The sequence below is a fragment of the Rahnella sp. BIGb0603 genome (genome assembly GCF_024808755.1).
Lineage (GTDB): Bacteria > Pseudomonadota > Gammaproteobacteria > Enterobacterales > Enterobacteriaceae > Rahnella > Rahnella contaminans.
Map to the genome: position 1 here is coordinate 14,966 of NZ_JANUEX010000004.1, position 19,510 is coordinate 34,475.

General features: G+C 54.5%; 20 protein-coding genes. 9 read left to right on the plus strand and 11 right to left on the minus strand.

Going from position 1 to position 19,510, the window contains the following annotated elements; all coding sequences use genetic code 11:
- Positions 1-37 precede the first annotated feature (37 nt).
- The 5 genes from gatB (at position 38) to M2403_RS11445 (ending at position 4,510) form a co-directional block, all read left to right on the plus strand.
- A complete protein-coding gene (gene gatB / locus M2403_RS11425; protein ID WP_195813907.1) occupies positions 38-322 on the plus strand; it encodes a PTS galactitol transporter subunit IIB in 285 nt (94 codons plus the stop codon).
- A gap of 3 nt (positions 323-325) precedes the next feature.
- Positions 326-1,693 (plus strand): PTS galactitol transporter subunit IIC, encoded by a 1,368-nt coding sequence (locus M2403_RS11430; protein WP_259229197.1) that lies wholly within the window; start codon positions 326-328, stop codon positions 1,691-1,693.
- A 44-nt stretch (positions 1,694-1,737) separates the two neighbouring features.
- A complete protein-coding gene (gene gatD, locus M2403_RS11435; protein WP_152328025.1) occupies positions 1,738-2,787 on the plus strand; it encodes a galactitol-1-phosphate 5-dehydrogenase in 1,050 nt (349 codons plus the stop codon).
- A gap of 4 nt (positions 2,788-2,791) precedes the next feature.
- Entirely contained in the window at positions 2,792-3,646 is an 855-nt protein-coding gene (locus M2403_RS11440; protein WP_165059221.1) for a tagatose bisphosphate family class II aldolase, read from the plus strand.
- A gap of 159 nt (positions 3,647-3,805) precedes the next feature.
- A complete protein-coding gene (locus M2403_RS11445) occupies positions 3,806-4,510 on the plus strand; it encodes a GNAT family N-acetyltransferase (protein ID WP_165059220.1) in 705 nt (234 codons plus the stop codon).
- A 52-nt stretch (positions 4,511-4,562) separates the two neighbouring features.
- Here the strand turns inward: M2403_RS11445 and M2403_RS11450 are convergent, their stop codons facing one another.
- From M2403_RS11450 to M2403_RS11460, 3 genes are all read right to left on the minus strand, one after another.
- Positions 4,563-5,111 (minus strand): GNAT family N-acetyltransferase, encoded by a 549-nt coding sequence (locus M2403_RS11450; protein ID WP_206738864.1) that lies wholly within the window; start codon positions 5,109-5,111, stop codon positions 4,563-4,565.
- Between the two features lie 37 nt (positions 5,112-5,148).
- Entirely contained in the window at positions 5,149-6,246 is a 1,098-nt protein-coding gene (gene ada, locus M2403_RS11455; protein WP_259229199.1) for a bifunctional DNA-binding transcriptional regulator/O6-methylguanine-DNA methyltransferase Ada, read from the minus strand.
- 97 nt (positions 6,247-6,343) lie between these two features.
- Positions 6,344-6,865 carry a GNAT family N-acetyltransferase gene (locus M2403_RS11460; protein ID WP_259229200.1) on the minus strand — a complete coding sequence of 174 codons (522 nt, stop codon included), beginning with the start codon at positions 6,863-6,865 and terminating at the stop codon, positions 6,344-6,346.
- Positions 6,866-6,950: 85 nt separating this feature from the next.
- Between M2403_RS11460 and M2403_RS11465 the strand changes: the two genes are divergently transcribed.
- Positions 6,951-7,505 (plus strand): helix-turn-helix domain-containing protein, encoded by a 555-nt coding sequence (locus M2403_RS11465; protein ID WP_259229201.1) that lies wholly within the window; start codon positions 6,951-6,953, stop codon positions 7,503-7,505.
- Here M2403_RS11465 and M2403_RS11470 read toward each other — a convergent pair.
- The 3 genes from M2403_RS11470 to M2403_RS11480 are packed head-to-tail and all read right to left on the minus strand — an operon-like array spanning position 7,489 to position 11,182.
- Positions 7,489-9,174, minus strand: coding sequence for a M28 family peptidase (locus M2403_RS11470; RefSeq protein WP_259229203.1), 1,686 nt, complete (start codon positions 9,172-9,174; stop codon positions 7,489-7,491). The two genes, M2403_RS11465 and M2403_RS11470, sit on opposite strands and share 17 nt — an antisense overlap.
- Entirely contained in the window at positions 9,174-9,971 is a 798-nt protein-coding gene (locus M2403_RS11475) for a transporter substrate-binding domain-containing protein (protein WP_259229204.1), read from the minus strand. The genes M2403_RS11470 and M2403_RS11475 overlap by 1 nt, the downstream gene beginning before the upstream one ends.
- A 23-nt stretch (positions 9,972-9,994) precedes the next feature.
- Complete coding sequence (locus tag M2403_RS11480; protein ID WP_208951406.1) at positions 9,995-11,182, minus strand: M20 family metallopeptidase; 1,188 nt, start codon at positions 11,180-11,182, stop codon at positions 9,995-9,997.
- Between the two features lie 201 nt (positions 11,183-11,383).
- Here M2403_RS11480 and M2403_RS11485 point away from each other — a divergent pair, with 201 nt between their 5' ends.
- Positions 11,384-12,253 (plus strand): LysR family transcriptional regulator, encoded by an 870-nt coding sequence (locus tag M2403_RS11485; RefSeq protein ID WP_259229207.1) that lies wholly within the window; start codon positions 11,384-11,386, stop codon positions 12,251-12,253.
- Here M2403_RS11485 and M2403_RS11490 read toward each other — a convergent pair whose 3' ends face one another.
- Positions 12,254-13,135: a PhzF family phenazine biosynthesis protein gene (locus M2403_RS11490; RefSeq protein ID WP_152327788.1), complete on the minus strand. Its 882-nt coding sequence runs from the start codon at positions 13,133-13,135 to the stop codon at positions 12,254-12,256.
- A 152-nt stretch (positions 13,136-13,287) separates the two neighbouring features.
- Between M2403_RS11490 and M2403_RS11495 the strand changes: the two genes are divergently transcribed.
- Positions 13,288-14,568 (plus strand): lysine N(6)-hydroxylase/L-ornithine N(5)-oxygenase family protein, encoded by a 1,281-nt coding sequence (locus tag M2403_RS11495; protein ID WP_165059207.1) that lies wholly within the window; start codon positions 13,288-13,290, stop codon positions 14,566-14,568.
- Positions 14,569-14,629: 61 nt separating this feature from the next.
- On the opposite strand, the gene M2403_RS11500 is transcribed toward M2403_RS11495, so the two are convergent.
- Positions 14,630-15,274 (minus strand): hemolysin III family protein, encoded by a 645-nt coding sequence (locus M2403_RS11500; protein ID WP_259229208.1) that lies wholly within the window; start codon positions 15,272-15,274, stop codon positions 14,630-14,632.
- Positions 15,275-15,622: 348 nt separating this feature from the next.
- Here M2403_RS11500 and M2403_RS11505 point away from each other — a divergent pair, with 348 nt between their 5' ends.
- On the plus strand, positions 15,623-16,231 hold the full coding sequence (locus M2403_RS11505; RefSeq protein ID WP_208951404.1) for an HD family hydrolase: 609 nt from the start codon (positions 15,623-15,625) through the stop codon (positions 16,229-16,231).
- Between the two features lie 39 nt (positions 16,232-16,270).
- Here M2403_RS11505 and M2403_RS11510 read toward each other — a convergent pair whose 3' ends face one another.
- From M2403_RS11510 to M2403_RS11520, 3 genes are read right to left on the minus strand one after another with little or no spacing between them, the layout of a single operon-like run.
- Positions 16,271-17,578, minus strand: a complete 1,308-nt coding sequence (locus tag M2403_RS11510; RefSeq protein ID WP_259229209.1) for an ABC transporter substrate-binding protein — start codon at positions 17,576-17,578, stop codon at positions 16,271-16,273.
- A complete protein-coding gene (locus M2403_RS11515; RefSeq protein WP_259229621.1) occupies positions 17,571-18,677 on the minus strand; it encodes an ABC transporter ATP-binding protein in 1,107 nt (368 codons plus the stop codon). The genes M2403_RS11510 and M2403_RS11515 overlap by 8 nt, the downstream gene beginning before the upstream one ends.
- On the minus strand, positions 18,677-19,504 hold the full coding sequence (locus tag M2403_RS11520) for a phosphodiesterase (protein WP_217154006.1): 828 nt from the start codon (positions 19,502-19,504) through the stop codon (positions 18,677-18,679). The genes M2403_RS11515 and M2403_RS11520 overlap by 1 nt, the downstream gene beginning before the upstream one ends.
- Positions 19,505-19,510 lie beyond the last annotated feature (6 nt).

Below are 19,510 nucleotides of genomic sequence, written 5' to 3' on the forward strand. Positions count from 1 at the left end.
TTAAAAACATTAAAACAAAGCATCAAGGAGCCTTACTGTGAAGCGAAAAATCATTGTCGCCTGTGGCGGAGCCGTTGCCACTTCCACTCTGGCAGCAGAGGAAATCAAAGAGTTATGCGCAGCACACAATATTGAAGTGGATCTCGTCCAGTGCCGCGTCACTGAGATCGAAACCTACATGGACGGTGCGCATCTGATTTGCACCACGGCCAGAGTTGACCGCAAGTTCGGCGCAATTCCGCTGGTACATGGGATGCCGTTCATTTCTGGCGTCGGCATGGATGCGTTGCGTGAGCAAATACTGACCCTGTTGCAGGAGTAAGCCATGTTTACCGAAATAATGCGCTACATCCTCGACCTCGGGCCGACAGTCATGTTGCCCGGCGTCATCATCATTTTCTCCCTGATATTGGGCATGAAACTGGGGGACTCATTTAAATCAGCCATTCACATTGGCATCGGCTTCGTCGGGATCGGTCTGGTCATTGGCCTTATGCTCGATTCCATCGGGCCTGCGGCAAAAGCGATGGCCGAGCATTTTGAAATCAACCTGCAAGTGGTGGATATTGGCTGGCCGGGTTCATCACCGATGACCTGGGCTTCCCAGATTGCGCTGGTCGCCATTCCGATTGCTATCGGGGTGAATATCGTGATGCTGCTGACCCGCATGACACGCGTCGTCAACGTCGATATCTGGAACATCTGGCACATGACATTCACCGGCGCCATGCTGCATCTGGCAACCGGATCATACTGGCTGGGGATCATGGGCGTCGTGGTTCACGCGGCGTTCATCTACAAACTGGGCGACTGGTTTGCGAAAGATACCCGCGATTTCTTCAACCTTGAAGGCATCGCAATCCCGCACGGCTCCTCGGCTTATCTTGGCCCGATTGCCGTGCTGGTCGATACCCTTATTGAGAAAATCCCGGGTCTGAACAAAATCCACTTCAGCGCCGACGATGTTCAGAAACGCTTTGGCCCGTTCGGAGAACCCGTCACCGTGGGTTTTGTCATGGGTCTGATTATTGGTTATCTCGCCGGATATGACATCAAAGGCGTATTGCAGCTGGCCGTCAAAACGGCTGCCGTCATGCTGCTGATGCCGCGGGTGATTAAACCGATCATGGATGGGTTAACACCTATTGCCCGCCATGCCCGTACACGACTGCAAGCCCGTTTCGGTGGACAGGAATTCCTGATTGGTCTGGATCCTGCGCTTCTGCTCGGCCATACCGCCGTCGTATCCGCCAGCCTGATCTTTATTCCATTAACGATTTTGATTGCGGTGCTGGTACCGGGAAATCAGGTTCTGCCGTTTGGGGATCTGGCAACTATCGGTTTCTTTGTGGCGATTGCGGTTGCCGTGCATCAGGGGAACCTGTTCCGCACGCTGATTTCGGGCTGCATCATCATGAGCATCACCCTCTGGATTGCGACGCAGACCATCGACTTGCACACTCAGCTCGCGGCAAATGCCGGTGCTCTCACGGCCGGTGGCCGGGTGGCATCCATGGATCAGGGCGGTTCTCCGATTACCTATCTTCTGATCCAACTTTGTACGCTGAAAAACATCACGGGGCTCAGCATCATCGGCATCATTTACGCCGTGGGTGTATTCCTCACATGGCGACGCGCCCGTAATTTTACCCGGGCTGAAAAACTGGCAGCGGCTGCACTGACCAGCGCTTAACCCTCATCCAGGCGGAGGGTTACCTCCGCCTTAAGGAAACAATGATGCAATCTGTAGTTGTACATCAGGGCGGAACAATTACCGTCGAGGAAAAAGCAAATCCTGTATTAAGCGCGCCCGATGATGTGTTAGTTCGCGTTGCGTATTCCGGCCTGTGCGGCTCTGATATTCCGCGTATTTTCGCCAACTCTTCGCATTATTATCCGATCACGCTCGGCCATGAATTCAGTGGTTACGTGGTCAGTACAGGTGGCGAAGTTCATGATTTACAGGAAGGTGATGCTGTGGCGTGCGTTCCTCTTCTCCCCTGCTTCCAGTGTGAAGAATGCAAGAAAGAAGCCTACTCACAATGTAAGCACTACCAGTTTATCGGCTCCCGCCGCGATGGCGGCCATGCGGAATATGTGGTCGCGCCGAGAAAAAATCTCTTCCGGCTGCCGGAAAACGCTTCTCTGTTGCAGGGCGCATTTCTGGAACCGATCACCGTAGGTTTACACGCACTGAAACTGGCCGGTGGTTGTGAAGGCAAAGAAGTCGTCGTGATTGGTGCGGGGACGATCGGTCAGTTGATCATTCAGGCCGCAAGCGCCCTGGGTGCGCGTTCCGTGACCGCCATAGACATCAACCCTCAGCGGCTGGCGCTTGCTCTGGAAACCGGTGCAAGCCATAGCTTCAACAGCGCCATGCTGAACGCTGACGAAATCCGCCAGCAAAGTCAGGAGCGTCGTTTTAATCAGCTGATTATCGAAACCGCTGGTACGCCGCAAACCGTCGCGCTGGCTCTCGACATTGCGGGCCCGAAAGCGCAGGTCGCGCTGGTCGGTACGCTGCATAAAGATCTGACCCTGAATGTGGCAACCTTCAGCCATATCTTGCGTAAAGAGCTGACGTTACTCGGCAGCTGGATGAATTATTCCGCGCCCTGGCCCGGCAGTGAATGGCAGCTGGCAACGCAGCTTTTCGCGGAACAGAAAATAAATCTGACACCACTCATTGGCTGTCTTGGTGACCCGGAGGAATTTGCCAAGGAAGTTACCGCCCTGAAAGGAAAACCTATGGCGGGCAAAATCCTGCTGGATTTAACAAGGAGCTAAATTCATGTATCTGATCTCAAACAGAGAAATGCTGCTGGCGGCGCAGCGCGAAGGTTATGCGGTTCCGGCATTCAATATCCACAATATGGAAACGGTACAGGTTGTGGCCGAAACGGCGGCCGCGATGAGCTCTCCGGTGATACTCGCCGGAACGCCCGGCACATTCAGTTATGCGGGAACCCGGTACCTGATTTCGATATGTCAGGAAGCGGCACGGAAAAACCGTATTCCGCTGGCACTGCATCTTGATCATCATGAGGAACTGGAAGACATCGGGACGAAAGTCCGCTCGGGGATCCGATCCGTCATGATCGACGCCTCACATTTTCCGCTGGCAGAAAACATTGAAAAGGTGCGCGATGCGGTGCGTTTATGCCATGCCTTTGACGCGAGCGTAGAGGCCGAACTCGGGCGGCTTGGCGGGCAGGAGGACGATCTGGTCGTTGAGGAAGGCGACAGCTTCTTTACTGATCCGGTTGTCGCCAGGCACTTTGTGGAATCCACCCGTATCGATTCGCTGGCGGTCGCCATTGGTTCAGCACACGGCTTATATCTGGGCACGCCCAAACTGGATTTCCGCCGTCTGGAGCAAATTCGTCAACGGGTCGATATTCCCCTGGTGTTACATGGCGCGTCCGGGATCCCGGATGACATGATCCATGAGGCGATTGCGCTGGGGATCTGCAAAGTCAATGTGGCGACAGAGTTGAAAATTGCCTTTGCCGATGCAGTGAAAGACTATTTTACAGCGCATCCTGACGCGAACGATCCGCGCAAATATATCGTTCCCGGAAAGCTGGCTATGCAAAAAGTAGTGGAGGAAAAGATAAAAGTCTGTGGCAGCGCTGGCCGTTTATAACGGGGAATAGGTTTATAACCAGCATGAGGTTTACCGCCTTAATGGATTTTAAGCGGAGGTTTTTTCTCCGCTTTTCAACTCTTTGGCATCTCACCGGTTGCAGCCCAATCACCATTCTGATTTTATGGAAAGCTCTCTGATAGTGAAATGGAAAAGATGATGACAACCCTCAACCACTTTGGCCAGCCCGTGGGCGACGCCCTTCCCGACTGGCAGCCTCGTGAACGTCCGTCACGCGTTCAGCTTAACGGCACCTGGTGTCGCCTTGAGCCACTGAGTTGCGAACTCCACAGTCAGGATCTGTTTAACGCCTGGCACAGCATTGATAACGGCAGTGACTGGACCTATCTTTCTGTTGACCGTCCGGCAACGCAGGCTGAATGCGATCTGTTTATTTCGCAGCAGGTCAAAAGTGAAGATCCGTTGTTTTTCGCCGTTGTGGATAACGCTACAGGCCGCGCCGTTGGCAGCGTATCGCTGATGCGTATCGACCCGGTGAACGGTGTTGCGGAAATTGGTTGGGTAAACTGGTCACCGCTGATGAAACGCACGCGTTTCGGCACGGAAGCGATTTATCTGCTGCAACGTTATCTGTTCGATACGCTGAAATACCGCCGCTGCGAATGGAAATGCCACAGCCTGAATGAACCGTCTAAACAGGCAGCATTACGCTTTGGTTTTCAGTACGAAGGTACATTCCGTCAGGCTATCGTCCTGCGAAGCCACAACCGTGATACCTGCTGGTATTCAGTCATCGACAGCGAATGGCCAGAATCTAAAACGGCATTTGACCGCTGGCTGAGCGCCGATAACTTCTCTGCTGAAGGTCAGCAGAAGCAGCGTCTGGAAGAACTGCGTAAATAAAAACATAGCCCGCGGAATTCACTGACGCGGGCACTTTCTTTGCTTAGCGAATTTACACGGCAGACAGCAACGTAATGTCTGGCCACGCATAAATGATATTTCGCGAACGCCAGATCGGCCCGGAGTCGGTATACCGCCCCGCTTCGCGGCCACCCAGCGCACTGTAAAAACGGATTGCCGGTTCGTTGCCTTCCACTACGCCCAGCCCGACGCTGCGATATCCCGCGGTAATAAGATGCTGAGCCGCTTTACTGATTAACCGTTTACCGAGGCCCTGACGTTTAAAATCGCCGGAAACATACAGGAATTTGATTTCGGCCATCTCGCCAAAATCAGGGTTAGATGACGCCGAGGCAAGGCAAAAACCGGCCAGTTTTCCGTTTACTTCTGCCAGAAAAATACCCTGCCCCACAGCGGGATGATCAAACTTATCCTGCCAGAAAGCTTTACGACGTTGCACATCCAGCGCAGCGAATGCCTCCGCCGGGGCCAGTTTGCAGTAGGTTTCACGCCAGATAGCGACGTGCAATCTGGCGAGTTCATCAATATCTTCTGGCGCAGCTTCGCGCAAAGAAAAAGCAGGCACGGCGTCCCTCGTCATCAAAAAATCCGGTGGCAGAAAAGTCAGCTGAGTATAGTCAGGCTTTTTCTTCCCGAGCTAACAATGAACGCTTTCTTTCCACGCCCCAGCGGTAGCCGGAAATATTCCCGTCTGTTTTCACGACGCGATGGCAGGGAATGGCAACGGCCAGCAGGTTCGCCGCACAGGCACCGGCAACGGCGCGAACGGATTTTGGCGAGCCAATTTTGCGGGCGATATCAGCGTAGCTGGCAGTCGTTCCGGCTGGAATATCGCGCAATGCCTGCCAGACGCGCTGCTGAAAAGCCGTACCGCGAATATCCAGTGGCAAATCCAACCCGATTTGCGGCTGTTCGACAAAGCCGACGATCACGGCAATACGCTGCTCAAAATCAGGATCGCCTCCCACTAGTTCAGCCTGCGGAAAACTGTTTTGCAATTCAGCGATCAACTTTTCCGGATCATCGCCCAGCAAAATGGCGCAAATTCCACGCTGGCTTTCAGCCACTAGAATCTCGCCCAGCGAAGAATGCCCGATGGCAAACCACACGCGAACATCACGGCCACCGGTACGGAATGACTGCGGCGTCATGCCCAGCACTGTGTCCGACGTTTCATAAAACCGGCCATCGGATGAATACCCGGCGGAGTGAACCGCTTCGGTCACTGTCGCCGCATCGGCCAGCTTTTCACGAACGCGGCGCGTGCGCTGCGCCTGCTGATATTCTTTTGGCGTCACACCGGTTTGGGCTTTGAAAATACGATGAAAATGGTAAGCGCTGATGCCGACTTCTGCCGACAGCTGGTTCAGCGTGAGCATTTCGGTTGACTGTTCAAGCAGCCGGCATGCCTGTGCCACGCGCTGAGCGTGAAACTGCGCCAGTGAAATAAGCCCCTGACGGCAGCGTTTGCACGGGCGGAAACCGGCCTGTTCGGCAGCTTCGGCATTGTCGTAGAATTCAATATTTTGCGGATTTGGCTGGCGTGATGGACAGGAAGGCGCGCAGTAAATACCGGTGGTTTTTACCGCATACACAAACTGGCCGTCGGCCTTCGCATCGCAACTGACAACCGCCTGCCAGCGCGGATCCTGCGCCTGATGACTTTCCGCACTTCCCGATAACGCTTCGTGACGAACTTGCGCTTTAGCTGACATGGTCTGCCTCACATTTCCCGACTGGATGATTCACAGCTTATGCTCTGAAATCACCGTGCGCCCTCCGGCGCTTGCTTTCTCATTCAACCCGCCGTTTTCAGCCTCCAAAGGGCGCTGAAGGCGTATCAAGGATCAACTGATAAAAGGCCAGATCCAGCCAGCGGTCAAATTTCCAGGCAGCCTGTTTAATCGTTCCGGTGTGGGTAAATCCGTTCTTCTCATGCAACGCAATGCTGCCACCGTTTGCCGCGTCGATCGCACCAATCAGTGTATGGACATCGCGCTCGCGTGCCGCGTCAATGAGTGCATTGAGCAACACTTTTCCCAGCCCTTTTCCACGATGACTTTTGTGAATATAAATAGAGTGTTCGACAGAATATTTATACGCTGGCCACGCGCGAAACGTGCCGTAACTGGCGAATCCCAGCAACGTCCCTTCTTCATCCTCGAGGCCGATAACCGGGAAATTATTGATCAGTTTAGTGGCAAACCATGGGGTCATACTGTCGATATGGCGCGGTTTATAATCATATAAAGCCGTTGAAGTGATAATGGCATCATTAAAAATATCCAAAATCGGCACCGCGTGCTGATGTTCATTACAGGCAATCAGTTTCATCAGATGTTCCCCTTCGCTTCCGTTATGGTTTAATTTCCACTATAGTGGATTAAATTCCACAAAAGTAAACAACGGAACGCCTGATATGTCAATCGACCAGTTGATCGCTACACGTCTGCAATCATTACGAAAAACTCAGGGGCTGAGCCTCGAACAGTTGGCAAACAATTCCGGGGTCAGTAAAGCGATGATTTCGAAAATTGAACGGCGGGACAGCAGCCCGAGCGCCAGCCTTCTGGGGCGTCTGGCGGCCAGCCTCGGCGTGTCGCTGGCACAGTTGCTCTCAGAAGAAAACCCGCAGCCCGCCCCGCTGCGCCCGCAGGCGAATCAGGAAGTCTGGCAGGATCCGGATATTGGTTATCTGCGCCGTCAGGTGACCGCGCATGAAAAAAATGGTGCGCCCGAACTGGTGGAAATTACCCTTCCAGCCGGAGCGCGCGTCAGCTATCCCGGCTGGCATCAGCAGGCTTACAAGCAGCGCCTGTGGATGGTAGAAGGCACGCTGGATATCCGTTACGGGGATGAAAACTACGCGATGGCCCCCGGTGATGCCCTGACGTTTGGCGTCGATTTGCCTATCATATTCACTAATCCGGGTTCGCAGCCTTGTCGCTATCTGCTCGTTATGAGCGACAAATAGCGTCTGCGTTTTCAATCAGCGCCAGTGCGCGATCCCGCTGGCGCCAGAAGCGCGTGGTCATCATCAGCCACATCTCGGGCGACGTATTTTCGCGGGCTGACGCCAGCTCCTGAAAGCCGGGAAACGCGCCGCCGCGATAACTCAGATCATAGTGAAAATCATCAACCGAGCTGTAACGCAGGCGATGTAAATCCGCGATGACACGCTTTAACTGCGCCTGCCAGACGAGCGGATCCGCCATCCAGCGTGTCGTCAGTTTCTCCAGTTCAGGTTGCAATTCCCTGAGTTTTTCAGCCACCGGCGCGAGGTCGAATTCCGGTGAAATAACCGCGATCAGCTCCGTGAGGGAGTGCTGCAAACTGTCAAGATACGCCAGCGGATCCAGCGGCAGCACGGGCTGCGTCAGTAAAACTTCCAGCCAGTGCGCGTGAATTTGCGTATCGCGCCAGAGAATATTCAGGTCCACCTTATCGTAAGTATCCGCTTCCGTGTGCCACCACCAGCCGCCACCGCTGCCCGGTGACTGCGTCGTTTTTTCCTGAGGCACTTCGCGGAAGGCAAAATGCAGCGGTAAACCGCAGCCCCAGAATGACTGGTCGCCGCCTTTTCCCAGCGCGGTAATGCGCAGCGCCGGTTCGCCGGTCACGGCTTCAACGGCGGCGTTTAAGAACGCATGCGATTCAGAACCGCTGGCATTCAGCACCACATTGACGGCGTCCAGACACCCCGGCGAATCCACGTTGATATGCGCCACACAATGTTGTTTCAGCTGCTGGCGGTAACGGTCGGCGTACCACGTCGAGCCGCCATAACGGGCATTGGAATGCCCGGGCCACCAGATAATCCGCAGCCCGCGCAACAACGTCTCGCGCTGCTGATAAAAATGGATCGCCATCGCCAGACACAACGCATTGCCGGTCGCGTTATCTGTCACGCCCTCATGCCAGGAATCGTAGTGGGAAGACAGCAATACAAACTCCGGGCTGCTGCCGGGAATATCCACCACCGGCATGCTGCATTCGGCGACGTGATAATTCAGCTGTGTGGCCATTTTCACGGTCATCCGCGGGTTATTCTGAAGCTCTGCCAGCAGCCGCTGGCCGCCCTGCTGATTGACTGAAATCACCGGCAGGCGCGGATAACGCAAAAAATCATCCGGCTCCGGCGTGCCCCAAACCGGCCCGACAGTTTCTTCATGCAGTGCGGATTCCGCAGAACCCCAGATATGGATCAGCCCGAGCGCACCGGCGGCACACAGCCGTTGCACGTAATCTTCAAAGCCCTGACCGGCGATCACGATTTTGCCTTTTACGTTCTGCGCCCACGCTTTCCACTGTAGATCGCTACGCGGCGCGCAGGCTTCTGCGTCATAAAAAGCCAGCCCTTCCACGCCCTGCGGGCAATGCGCAGAAAATGAACGGGTTTTCGCTTCACAGCGCCAGCCGGGTTTGTCGGACAATTCCAGGTTGCCGGCCAGCGGATCGCTGAGATACAACGGGCAATGCATCAGGCGCGCATCCAGCCCCTGTTCCTGCAATAACGACACCATCCGATGCGCCGCCAGTTCAGCATCATCACAACCGGAAAGCCTGTGCAGCGAGGAAAACTCGTGCAACAGGCCGTCCATCAGCGGCAGTAAATGTTCACGAACCGGCGGACGCAGAGGCATTATTGGGCTTTCCCTTGCTGATGAACGGACATGTCCAGCTGGCCGAAATATTTCACCTTGATCTTCTCCCAGGTGCCGTCAGCCTTAATTTTTGCCAGCCCGTCGTTGAGCAACGCTTTGATTTTGGCGTCGTCTTTGCGCACGCCGTAGGAGGAGCCGACGCTAAATATTTTGTCGTCACGCACTTCCGGGCCGGTCAGTTCGAAGTTTTTACCTTCCGGCTTATTGAGGAAACCGAAGGTCACGGCGACCGCCGGGCTGAGCGCGCCGTCTAAACGCCCGGCGACCAAATCCTGATAGATCGTATCCTGATCGGCATAAGCCACCACATCGACGCCTTTCGGCTGCCAGAAGGTATTGGCGTACATTTCCTGAATCGATCCCTGCTGAACCGCAATGCGTTTACCCTGCAACGATTCCGGCGTCGGCATCAGCGGGCTGCCTTTTGCCACCACCAGCCTGGTCGGAATGTGATACACGAAATCACTGAAGTCGATCACTTTACGACGTTTTTCTGTCGCACCCTGTGGCGAAATAAAATCGACTTTTTTGGCAAGCAGGGAAGGAATTTCGGCGTCAAAACTGCTGACCACGAACTCGCATTTCACTTTCATCACGTCGCAGATGGCGTTGGTGATATCAATTTCAAAACCGGTCGGCGTCCCGCTGGCGTCACGGTACTGGAATGGCGGATAGCTCATGTCGGCGGCGACGCGCAGGGTTTCACCGTCAGCGTGAGCCATCGCGCTGCCAAAGGTCAGTGCCAGAACGGCAGCCGCCAGTGTTTTTTTCATCATTATTCTGTCCTCTCTTCCCAAAGTTATTGTTTTGACTGCCAGTTTGAAAATTCTTCTCTGACTGCGCGGAGCTTTGTGTCGTCCTGACATAAATCGAGAGCCGTCATCGCCAGCGCTTTGGCGGCCTGTAACATGCCCTGCAACCCGGCTTCTGAACCGGCGGCAACCGCGAATTCCGGCGTGTGAGGAAGGACATCGCCGATACGGATATACGGGTGGATTGCCGCCGTTATCTGGCTGACGTTGCCGATATCGGAGGAACCGATGCCGCCTTTCAGCGGAGGCGGGACGACCTCAACGCCGATTGCTTCCAGATTTTGCTGGAAGAATCCGGCCAGCGTGAGGTTGTTGTTGCGTTCGGCATAGGTCAGCCCTTCTTCGATTTCCAGCCGCGCGCCGGTCATCAGCGCTGCGCCGCGTGCCGCATCGAAGACTTTTTGCTTCACGGCGGCCAGCCCTTTCACGGTGTCGGCGCGCATCAGGAATTTTGCTTCGCTGTAGGCCGGAACGATATTGGTGGCGCTGCCGCCGTCGGTGATGATGCCGTGAACGCGCACATCGTCGGTGAAAAGCTGACGTAACGCGTTGATCCCGTTGAAAGTGTGGATGACCGCATCCAGCGCGCTGATACCGTTTTGCGGCGCGGACGCCGCATGCGCCGCTTTACCATGAAATTTAAAGACGGCATCGACACACGCCAGCCCGCCGCGCACCACCATGGTTTTATCGCGTGGATGGAACATCATCACCGCATCGGCATCGTCAAAAATGCCTTTGTCGCTGAGGATAATTTTGCCGCCGCCTTCCTCTTCCGCCGGTGTGCCGATCACTTCCAGCCTGCCCGTCAGAAACTGCGAAACCTGTTTCAGCGCCAGCGCTGCCGTCACGGAAGCCGTGCCGATCAGGTTATGTCCGCAGGCATGGCCCAGATTGACCAGCGCGTCATATTCGGCCAGTAACGCAATCACCGGCCCCGGTTTACCACTGTCATAAGTGGCGCGGAATGCCGTCGGCAAGCCGCCCAGTTCTTCTTCAATCTCAAAACCTGCCGCACGCAGGGGCGCAATTAGCGCCGCCGCAGAATTCACTTCTTCAAAACTGAGCTCCGGATTGGCATGAATGTTCATCGCCAGTTCCGTCGCCTGAGCCGCCAGTAAATCGACGGCAGCGATAATCTGGGCCTTTTGTTCTTCTGTAGTGCAAACCGACATGTTTTATTCCCTGCGATGGTGCAAAGCCAAAAATTATTTTCTGACAGCGTGAATTGGCCGTTGCGTTGTTTTGCCTCTATGCCTTCCAGAAATAGGGCTTTTAGGGATTTTGGTCAAATTGAGCCTTTTTATCTGTTGCCCTTTTTACGCAAAAATTATTTTATGGTATTCGACTTTGCGGGCAGTACTCCGGGGAAATCCATGAACGAAAAAGACTGGCTGATTTTGCGCGCCGTATATCAGCATAAAAATATTACCCGCGCGGCGGAGCAGCTTTACACCTCGCAGCCCGCCCTGAGTTATCGCCTGCGTCAGATCGAACGCAAACTGGCTATCCGTTTATTTGAAGAAGGGCAAAAGGGGCTGGTTTTCAGCGCGCAGGGGGAATATCTCGCGCAGCACGCGGTGACCGTACTCAGCGATTTACAACAACTGAAACTCAATCTGCACAGCCTGGATCAGGCGCAACAAGGGGAAATCTCGCTCGGCGTTTCCAGCAATTACGCGGCATATCGTCTGCCGCCTTTGCTGAGCCAGTTTCGCCAGACGCATCCGGGGATCCGCGTCAGCCTGATGAGCGGATTCAGCGAGGACATCATCCAGAAACTGCTGCGCGGCGAGATTGATATGGCGCTGGTGAAAGATGATTTTAACTGGAAGGAAGGTAAGCACCTGATTGAAGAAGATGACTATGTGCTGGTGAACAGTCAGGATTTTGATTTTGCGCTGCTTCCGCACATGCCGCAGATAAAAATCCATCACGGCGCGCACGTCACGCAGCTGATTGAACGCTGGTGGAATGCCAATTTCTCGCACGCGCCGAACGTCACGATGGAAGTCGATAAGCTCGAGGTGTGTATGGCAATGGTGGAGCACGGGCTGGGCTACGCGATTGTCGCCACATATTTACCGCTGCCGGAGCATTTTTACCGGCGGCCCGTCAGCGTCGATGGCACGACGGTGAAGAACCGCACCTGGCTGCTGCACCGCCATAACCTCAATGCCACGCCGTATAGGCAGGCGTTTATTCATCTGTTACAGACGACGCAACAAGGGCTGACGCCGCGCTGATCAGAGATCTAACGTGCCGTCGATCAGCGTGCAGGTATCGCCGCCAATCCACGGTTCGCCGTCCACGAAAGTGACTGTCACACGGCCATCTCGCTGAAGTTTTGTGCCCTGACGGACGCGGTAACTTTCGGCCATATGCGCACCGTCCGGGAATCCCCCGGCTTTCAAAACCCGCGCCAGACAGGCATTCGCGCTGCCCGTGACCGGATCTTCTTTCAGCACGCCGTCTTCGTCGATCAGCGCCCGCACTTCATAATCTGCCGGGCCGTTTTTATCGTGCAAACCGTAAACCGCAATGCCGTTCACGCCGAGACGCGTTTGCAGCTCGCTGATGGCCGCTGCGTCAGCCGTGATATTCAGGCAATCCTGCGCGCTTTCCATGCGCACCACCAGCCAGATAATGCCCATGTCAGCCGCCACCGGCGTGACGTCAGCCTGAATTTTGCCACCGCGCAGCGCGGTCTCCAGCAACGCATTGTGTTCAGCCCCCAGCGGTTTCATTACCGCCGGCGGTGCAGAAAACGCCTGCCCGCCTTCGGACAACTGATTAACCTGAACCAACCCGACGCCGCATTCCTGTATCAGATGCCCCGGATTTTTAGGCTTCAGGCCGCTTTGCAACAGCGCGTACGCCGTGCCCAGCGTCGGATGTCCGGCAAACGGCAACTCTTTGTCGGTGGTAAAAATACGGACGCGGTAATCGGCATCCGGCGATTCCGGTTTAAGCACAAAAGCGGTTTCCGCAAGATTGGTCCAGCGCGCCATGGCGAACATTTCGGCGTCGGTCAGCCCTTCGGCATCGAGGATTACGGCCAGTGCATTGCCTTTCAGCGGTTCAGCGGTAAACACATCAACTTGTTTAAAACGGCGCAGGCGGGTCATAACGGATCCTTTTGTTCATCTTTTGGAAACGGGCGAAGTGTCTGAGTCTATGAAGTTTTGTTTCTATTTTCGAGAAAAATGTCAGCTTGCGGTGGCTGGCCTATGCTTAAAGCACTTCACTGTCTTTTCTAAAACACATAAGGAACAGAAAGATGCCCGCGAAGGATTTGATTGGTATTGGCATCGGCCCGTTTAATCTGAGTCTGGCCGCCATGGCGAGGGATACCGCGAAACTTAACACGGCTTTTTTTGATGCCAACCCGGAATTCAGCTGGCATCCCGGCATGTTATTGCCAACGGCCACCATGCAGACCTACGTTTTGCAGGATCTGGTGACGACGGTAGCACCGCGCAGCGAATTCTCCTTTATCAACTATCTGGTTGAGCAGAAGAAGATTTACCGTTTTCTGGCGACAGAACAACTGATCATCAGCCGCGATGAATTCTCAGATTATCTGCGCTGGGCGTGTGACCGCATTCCCGGTCTGCATTTTTCCGAGCCGATTGAGCGTATTGATTTCGATGATAAAAAGCAGGAATTTGTGGTGCAGAGCGATAAAGGCGAGCACCGCGCGCGCAACATTTGCCTCGGCACCGGCCATGCGCCGTGGATCCCCAAACCGGCACGCGCGGCGCTGGGGGAAAACTGTTTCCACGCGGCTGAAATTGAATTGCGCGAACCAGATTTCACCGGCAAACGCGTCATTGTGGTCGGCGGTGGCCAGAGCGGCGCAGACATTATTCTCAATGCCCTGGGCGGGCACTGGGGTGAATTCGCGGAACTGAGCTGGTTGTCACGACGCCCGAATTTTCAGCCGCTGGATGAGTCGATTTTCACTAATGAATATTTCACGCCCGAGTATGTGAATTACTTCTACACGCTCCCCGAAGACGTGCGTGAGCAGGAGATCAGAACGCAGAAACTGCCTTCCGATGGCATCAGTTATCACACGCTGGAAGACATTTATAAGCAGCTTTATCACCGGTTTGACGTGTTGCATCAGCCGCGCAACGTGCGTTTACTGCCGCACCGCGCGCTGGATCATATCGTTCGCAACGCTTCCGGGGATTTCAGTTTGCAGGCGAAACACGGGCTGGAGAAATCCGAGGAACATTTCAGCGGCGATATCGTCATTCTCGCCACGGGTTATCGCCCCGGTTTGCCGGATTATCTCGCGCCAATGCTCAACAGAATTCCGTACGATCGCGAACAACATTTGCCGTTGCTGCCCAACTTCAACCTGCGCTGGGACGGTCCGGAACAGAACCGGATTTACGCGGTGAATGCCGGTATCCACAGCCATGGCAGCGCCGAAGGCCAGTTGACGCTGACTGCGTGGCGCTCGGCCAAAATCCTGAACCATCTGCTGGGCGAACCGCATTACGATCTGCGCCCGGTGCCGTCGCTGGTGCAGTGGTGGTCAGGCGAATAGCAGGCACAAAAAAGCGGAGCACAAGACTCCGCTTTCATTTTTGTTTGACTCGCCGTTTTATCTACACGTAGAAGTAGATCGCCATAAAGTGGCAGGCGCTGCCGCCCAGCACAAAACCGTGCCAGATGGCGTGACCGAAACGGAAGCGTTTTGATGCATAGAAAATGACGCCCAGCGTGTACACCACGCCGCCCACAGCCAGTAACGCCACACCGCCAGGAGACAATTTGGTCGCCAGCTGATAAATCACAATCAGCGACAGCCAGCCCATGGTCAGGTAGGTGATCAGCGAAAGCACTTCAAAACGGTGCGCAAACGCCAGTTTGAAAATTACGCCAAACAGCGCCAGGCCCCAGATGACCGCCATCAGCCCTTTCGCCAGGGGAGAATTCAGCCCGATCAACAGGAACGGCGTGTAAGTTCCGGCAATCAGCAGATAAATCGCGCAGTGATCGAGTTTTTTCAGCCAGTATTTGGCTTTCTGATGCGGAATGGCGTGATACAACGTGGAGGCCAGATACAGCAAAATCATGCTGCCGCCGTACAAACTATAACTGGTGATCGCCATTGCGCTGGCGTTTACGCTGATCGCCTGCCCCAGTAACAAGACCAGGCCGACAATCCCAAACACCAGCCCGACGCCGTGACTCAGGCTGTTGGCAATTTCTTCAGCCCACGGATATCCCTGTGGTGATGACTTACCCATACGATGAGAACCCTCGAGGCAAAACAATAAAATAACGTTAATCCGGCACTGTTTATAAATTACGTCGACAGGCAGATTAACTGAGAATGATTCCAGTGTACACCTGTAAGCCTAAATTGAGTATTTCCTGATGTAACAGTCTCTTAGCGGGATCATCATTTCAGTCTACCTATTTCTGGAATCCCTTCAATTCATTCACTTTGTTTATAATTCCTCCGTGTGACATTCTGAAGACAGCGCCATTTTCCGCACCCAAAAACATGATTTTTTGTCATCAACCGATTAAGGTGTACCGGAAATCTCTGATAATGCTCTCCATAATGCCGTCAATTTGACTAAGGTTTGACTATGTCCGTAGCAACTTCCCCGCTGAATTTTGGCGCAATGACCGAAGTTTTTCAGTTCCTGATGGAAATCGACAAGCTGAAAAGCGTGCAACGCCGCACAAAAGTGCTGGGCACCGAACGTCAGGAAAACTCTGCGGAACACAGCTGGCATTTCGCCGTGGCAGCCATGTCACTGGCACCTTTCGCACCGGAAGGCGTGGATATCAATAAAGTCATCCGCATCGCGCTAATCCACGACATCGTCGAAATCGACGCCGGTGACGTCATCGTTTATGACCTCGCCGCCCGCGCCGCCGTTCACGATCAGGAAGTGATCGCCGCCAAACGCCTGTTCGGATTACTGCCTGCGCCGCTGAGCACACAATTTCTGGATCTGTGGAACGAGTACGAAGCCGGAGAAACCCCGGAAGCGCGGTTTGCGCTGGTGATTGACCGCGTCATGCCGATGGTCATGAACCTGAACAATCAGGGTCAGAGCTGGGTGGAAAATAACATTCGTCTGGAACAGGTTCTGGCGCGTAATTCCTTTATCGCCGATATCCACCCGGAACTGTGGCTACATATCCGCGGCCATCTTGATAACGCCCATCAGCAGGGCTGGCTGAAGTAATATAGTCCTCCCCTTCACAGGGGAGGACGTTTAAAAAATTTACTTCGGTACCGTCAGCGCCGTTGATTCCACATAAGGTTTCATGATGGTGTCTGCATCTTTCTGTGCCTGCGCCGCCGCCGCTTCCGGTGTCACTTTTTCGTCGTTTACCAACGCTGCCAGCTGGTTTTCCATTGCCTGTCGAACCGCCACGGTTTCATAGGTCGCATACCACGGATAAGCGTATTTCAGCTGCTCCAGTGCAATCGACGCACGCGGGTCTTTTGCCAGATAATCTTTCATTTCAGGCGTGTCATAAGACGCCATACGCGGTGAAAAATAACCGGTAAATCGGCTCCAGGCACCGTTCACTTTCGGACTGACCAGATATTGCATGAACTGGTATGCCGCTTTTTTCTGATCGTCGGAAATCCCTTTAAAGCTCACCAGACTCGCTCCGCCGATGGTCACTGCGTTACGCACTTTGGAAGGCATCATCGCCACCCCCAGCTCGAAATCTTTGGTGTTTTCACGCATAAAGCCCAGCGCGCCGGTGCTCAGCATCGCCATACCCAGTTTGCCAGAGAAGAACGCTGCGCTGATTTGTTTGGAATTCAGCACGCCTGAAGGCATCACTTTGTCGCGATAAACCAGGTTCTGCCAGAAGTGCAATGCGCCCAGCGTGGACGGTTTGTCGTAATACACTTCGCCCGGGTAATCGGCGTTGTAATACTGCCCGCCGTTGGCACGCACCAGCGCGGATAAAATCCAGCCGCCGTAGTCATCGTTAGTCGATGGCAACATGATGCCCCACTGGCCTTTCGCCGAATCTGTCAGCTTTTTCGAATCTGCCAGCAATTCATCCCAGTCTTTCGGTGGCGCGGTAATACCCGCCCGGGCGAACATCGTTTTGTTGTAATACAAAATTGGCGTCGAGTTATGGAACGGAATGGCATACGTCACGCCGTTCACCTGCGCATTCTGGCGCATGGCGGGCCAGAAGTTTTGCGTCAGGAATGGCGTGGCTTTCTGATCGCCGAATTTGAACAGTTCGTCCATCGGCAGAATTTCATTTTTGATCGCCAGATCTGCCGTGAAGTTCGCCGACATAATCACCAGCGCCGGTGGCTGGCCGGATTTGGCCGCTGCTTCCGCTTTCACTTTGGTGGTGTCATAGCTGCCGGTAAAAATGCCGCGCACTTCGACATCATTTTGTGACTGATTGAACTCTTTGATAACGCGGGTCATTTCCATGGTCAGCTTGCCGTCAACCGGCGCAGGGAACATGAAATCGATATTTTCTTTGGCGAAGGCGCTGCCTGTGGCAATTAAGCCAATGGCGAGCGTCAGTGCGTGAACTTTACGCATGATGGTGATTCTCCCGGTGCAGGTTCTGCTGGTTTTGGCCTGAAAAAAGGTGAAGGTCGTGCAAAGAGAAATACAAGGTGATGCGGTCGCCGGGTTGTGGGATCTCCCCGACGTTTTCCCGCAGCTGGTTTTTACGAACGTAACGAATTTTCCCCAGCGCAGTGTCGGCGTGGCAGAGATACTCCGCGCCGAGCAGTTCGCGATAGGTCAGTGTGGCCTGCAATTGCAGGCTTTCGCCATCCACCGGGCGGTCGCTGAGGTGTTCGGGTCTGATGCCCAGATACACTTCAGTAAGCGCCTGCGCGTGACCAGTTTGCGGCAAATGCACCGGCTGATTTTCGACTGTCAGCACGCCTGCGGCGCACGGCAGCAGAAAAAGATTCATCGACGGTGTGCCGATAAATCCGGCGACAAATAAGTTAGCCGGATGCGCGTACAGCGCTTCCGGCGCGCCAATTTGTTGCAGATGGCCCTTATCCAGCACGGCGATCCTGTCCGCCATGGTCATGGCTTCCATCTGGTCGTGCGTAACGTAAACGGTGCTGGTTTTTAGCTGCTGATGCAGCTGCATAATCCCATCGCGGACTTCGGTACGCAGGCGCGCATCGAGGTTCGACAGCGGTTCATCCATCAGGAAAAGCTTCGGATCGCGCACTATCGCGCGGGCCATCGCCACGCGCTGACGCTGTCCGCCGGACAATTTGCCCGGTTTACGTTTGAGCAACGGCTCCAGCTGCAATAATCCGGCCACGCGATCGACACGCGCCTTGTGCTGATCTTTCGGCTCGTTGCGCATCCGCATACCGAACGTGATGTTCTGCTCAACGGTCATGTGCGGGAACAGCGCGTAGTTCTGAAATATCATCGAAAAATTTCGTTCGCGGGGCGGCAAACCGGAGATGTCATTACCGTCGAGCATAATGCGCCCGTCGCTGACCTCTTCCAGACCGGCCAGCAAACGCAGCAGGGTACTTTTGCCACAACCCGACGGCCCGACCAGCACCAGAAATTCGCCGTCGGCAATCTCCAGCGACAGATGATTCACCGCCGTGCTGCCTTCAAACTGTTTGGTAATATTTTCCAGACGAATACCCGACATCATTGCTCATCCACCGGACAACTGATTTGTGCATCGTAAAGATACGGCCCCGGATATTGCGACAGCGGATGCAGATAACTGACCAGCCCGGTGTTATCCACCAGACGGTGCATGACGCAGGCCGCCGGTTCGAGGTTATAGAACGGCGCGGGATTATGATGGTAATACGGCACCTGATGCACAGTACCGGGAATGGTGGTGATGATCGCCTGTTTGTACTGGGTGAAAATCAGGCGGTGCGTATGGCCGCAGAACACGCGAACCAGCGACGGGAAGCGGTCAATCAGAGCCAGCAGCTGGTCGCCGTTTTCGCAGGAAATCGCGTCCATTTGCGCCGAACCGACCTTCACCGGCGGATGGTGCATAAACACTGCCGTCGGTTTCCCGCCGCCCTGCTCCAGCTGACCTTCCAGCCACGCCAGCGTTTCCAGCGTCAGGAACCCTTTTGATTCACCGGCCAGGCTGGAATCCACAAACAGCAGACGCATCGGGAAATCATCGATGGCATAACGCATATTTTGCGGATCGGTGCCTAGCTGCGGACACAGCGGATGCAGCGCTTCCAGGAACTGTGCCTTGTCATCGTGATTGCCCGGAATAATAAACAGCGGATAGCGCAGATTGCCCAGCGTGCGGCGCGCAACTTCATATTCCTGCGGCAGGCCACAGTTGACGATATCGCCGGTGATCACCACCGCATCCGGTTGTTCTTCCAGCGCATTCAGCTGGCTGACCACTTCGGCATTACAGCCGTTCACATCGATAAAGTCATACAATTTGCGACCATGGCTGCGAAAGTGCATGTCAGAAATCTGAGCTAAAAACATGGATGA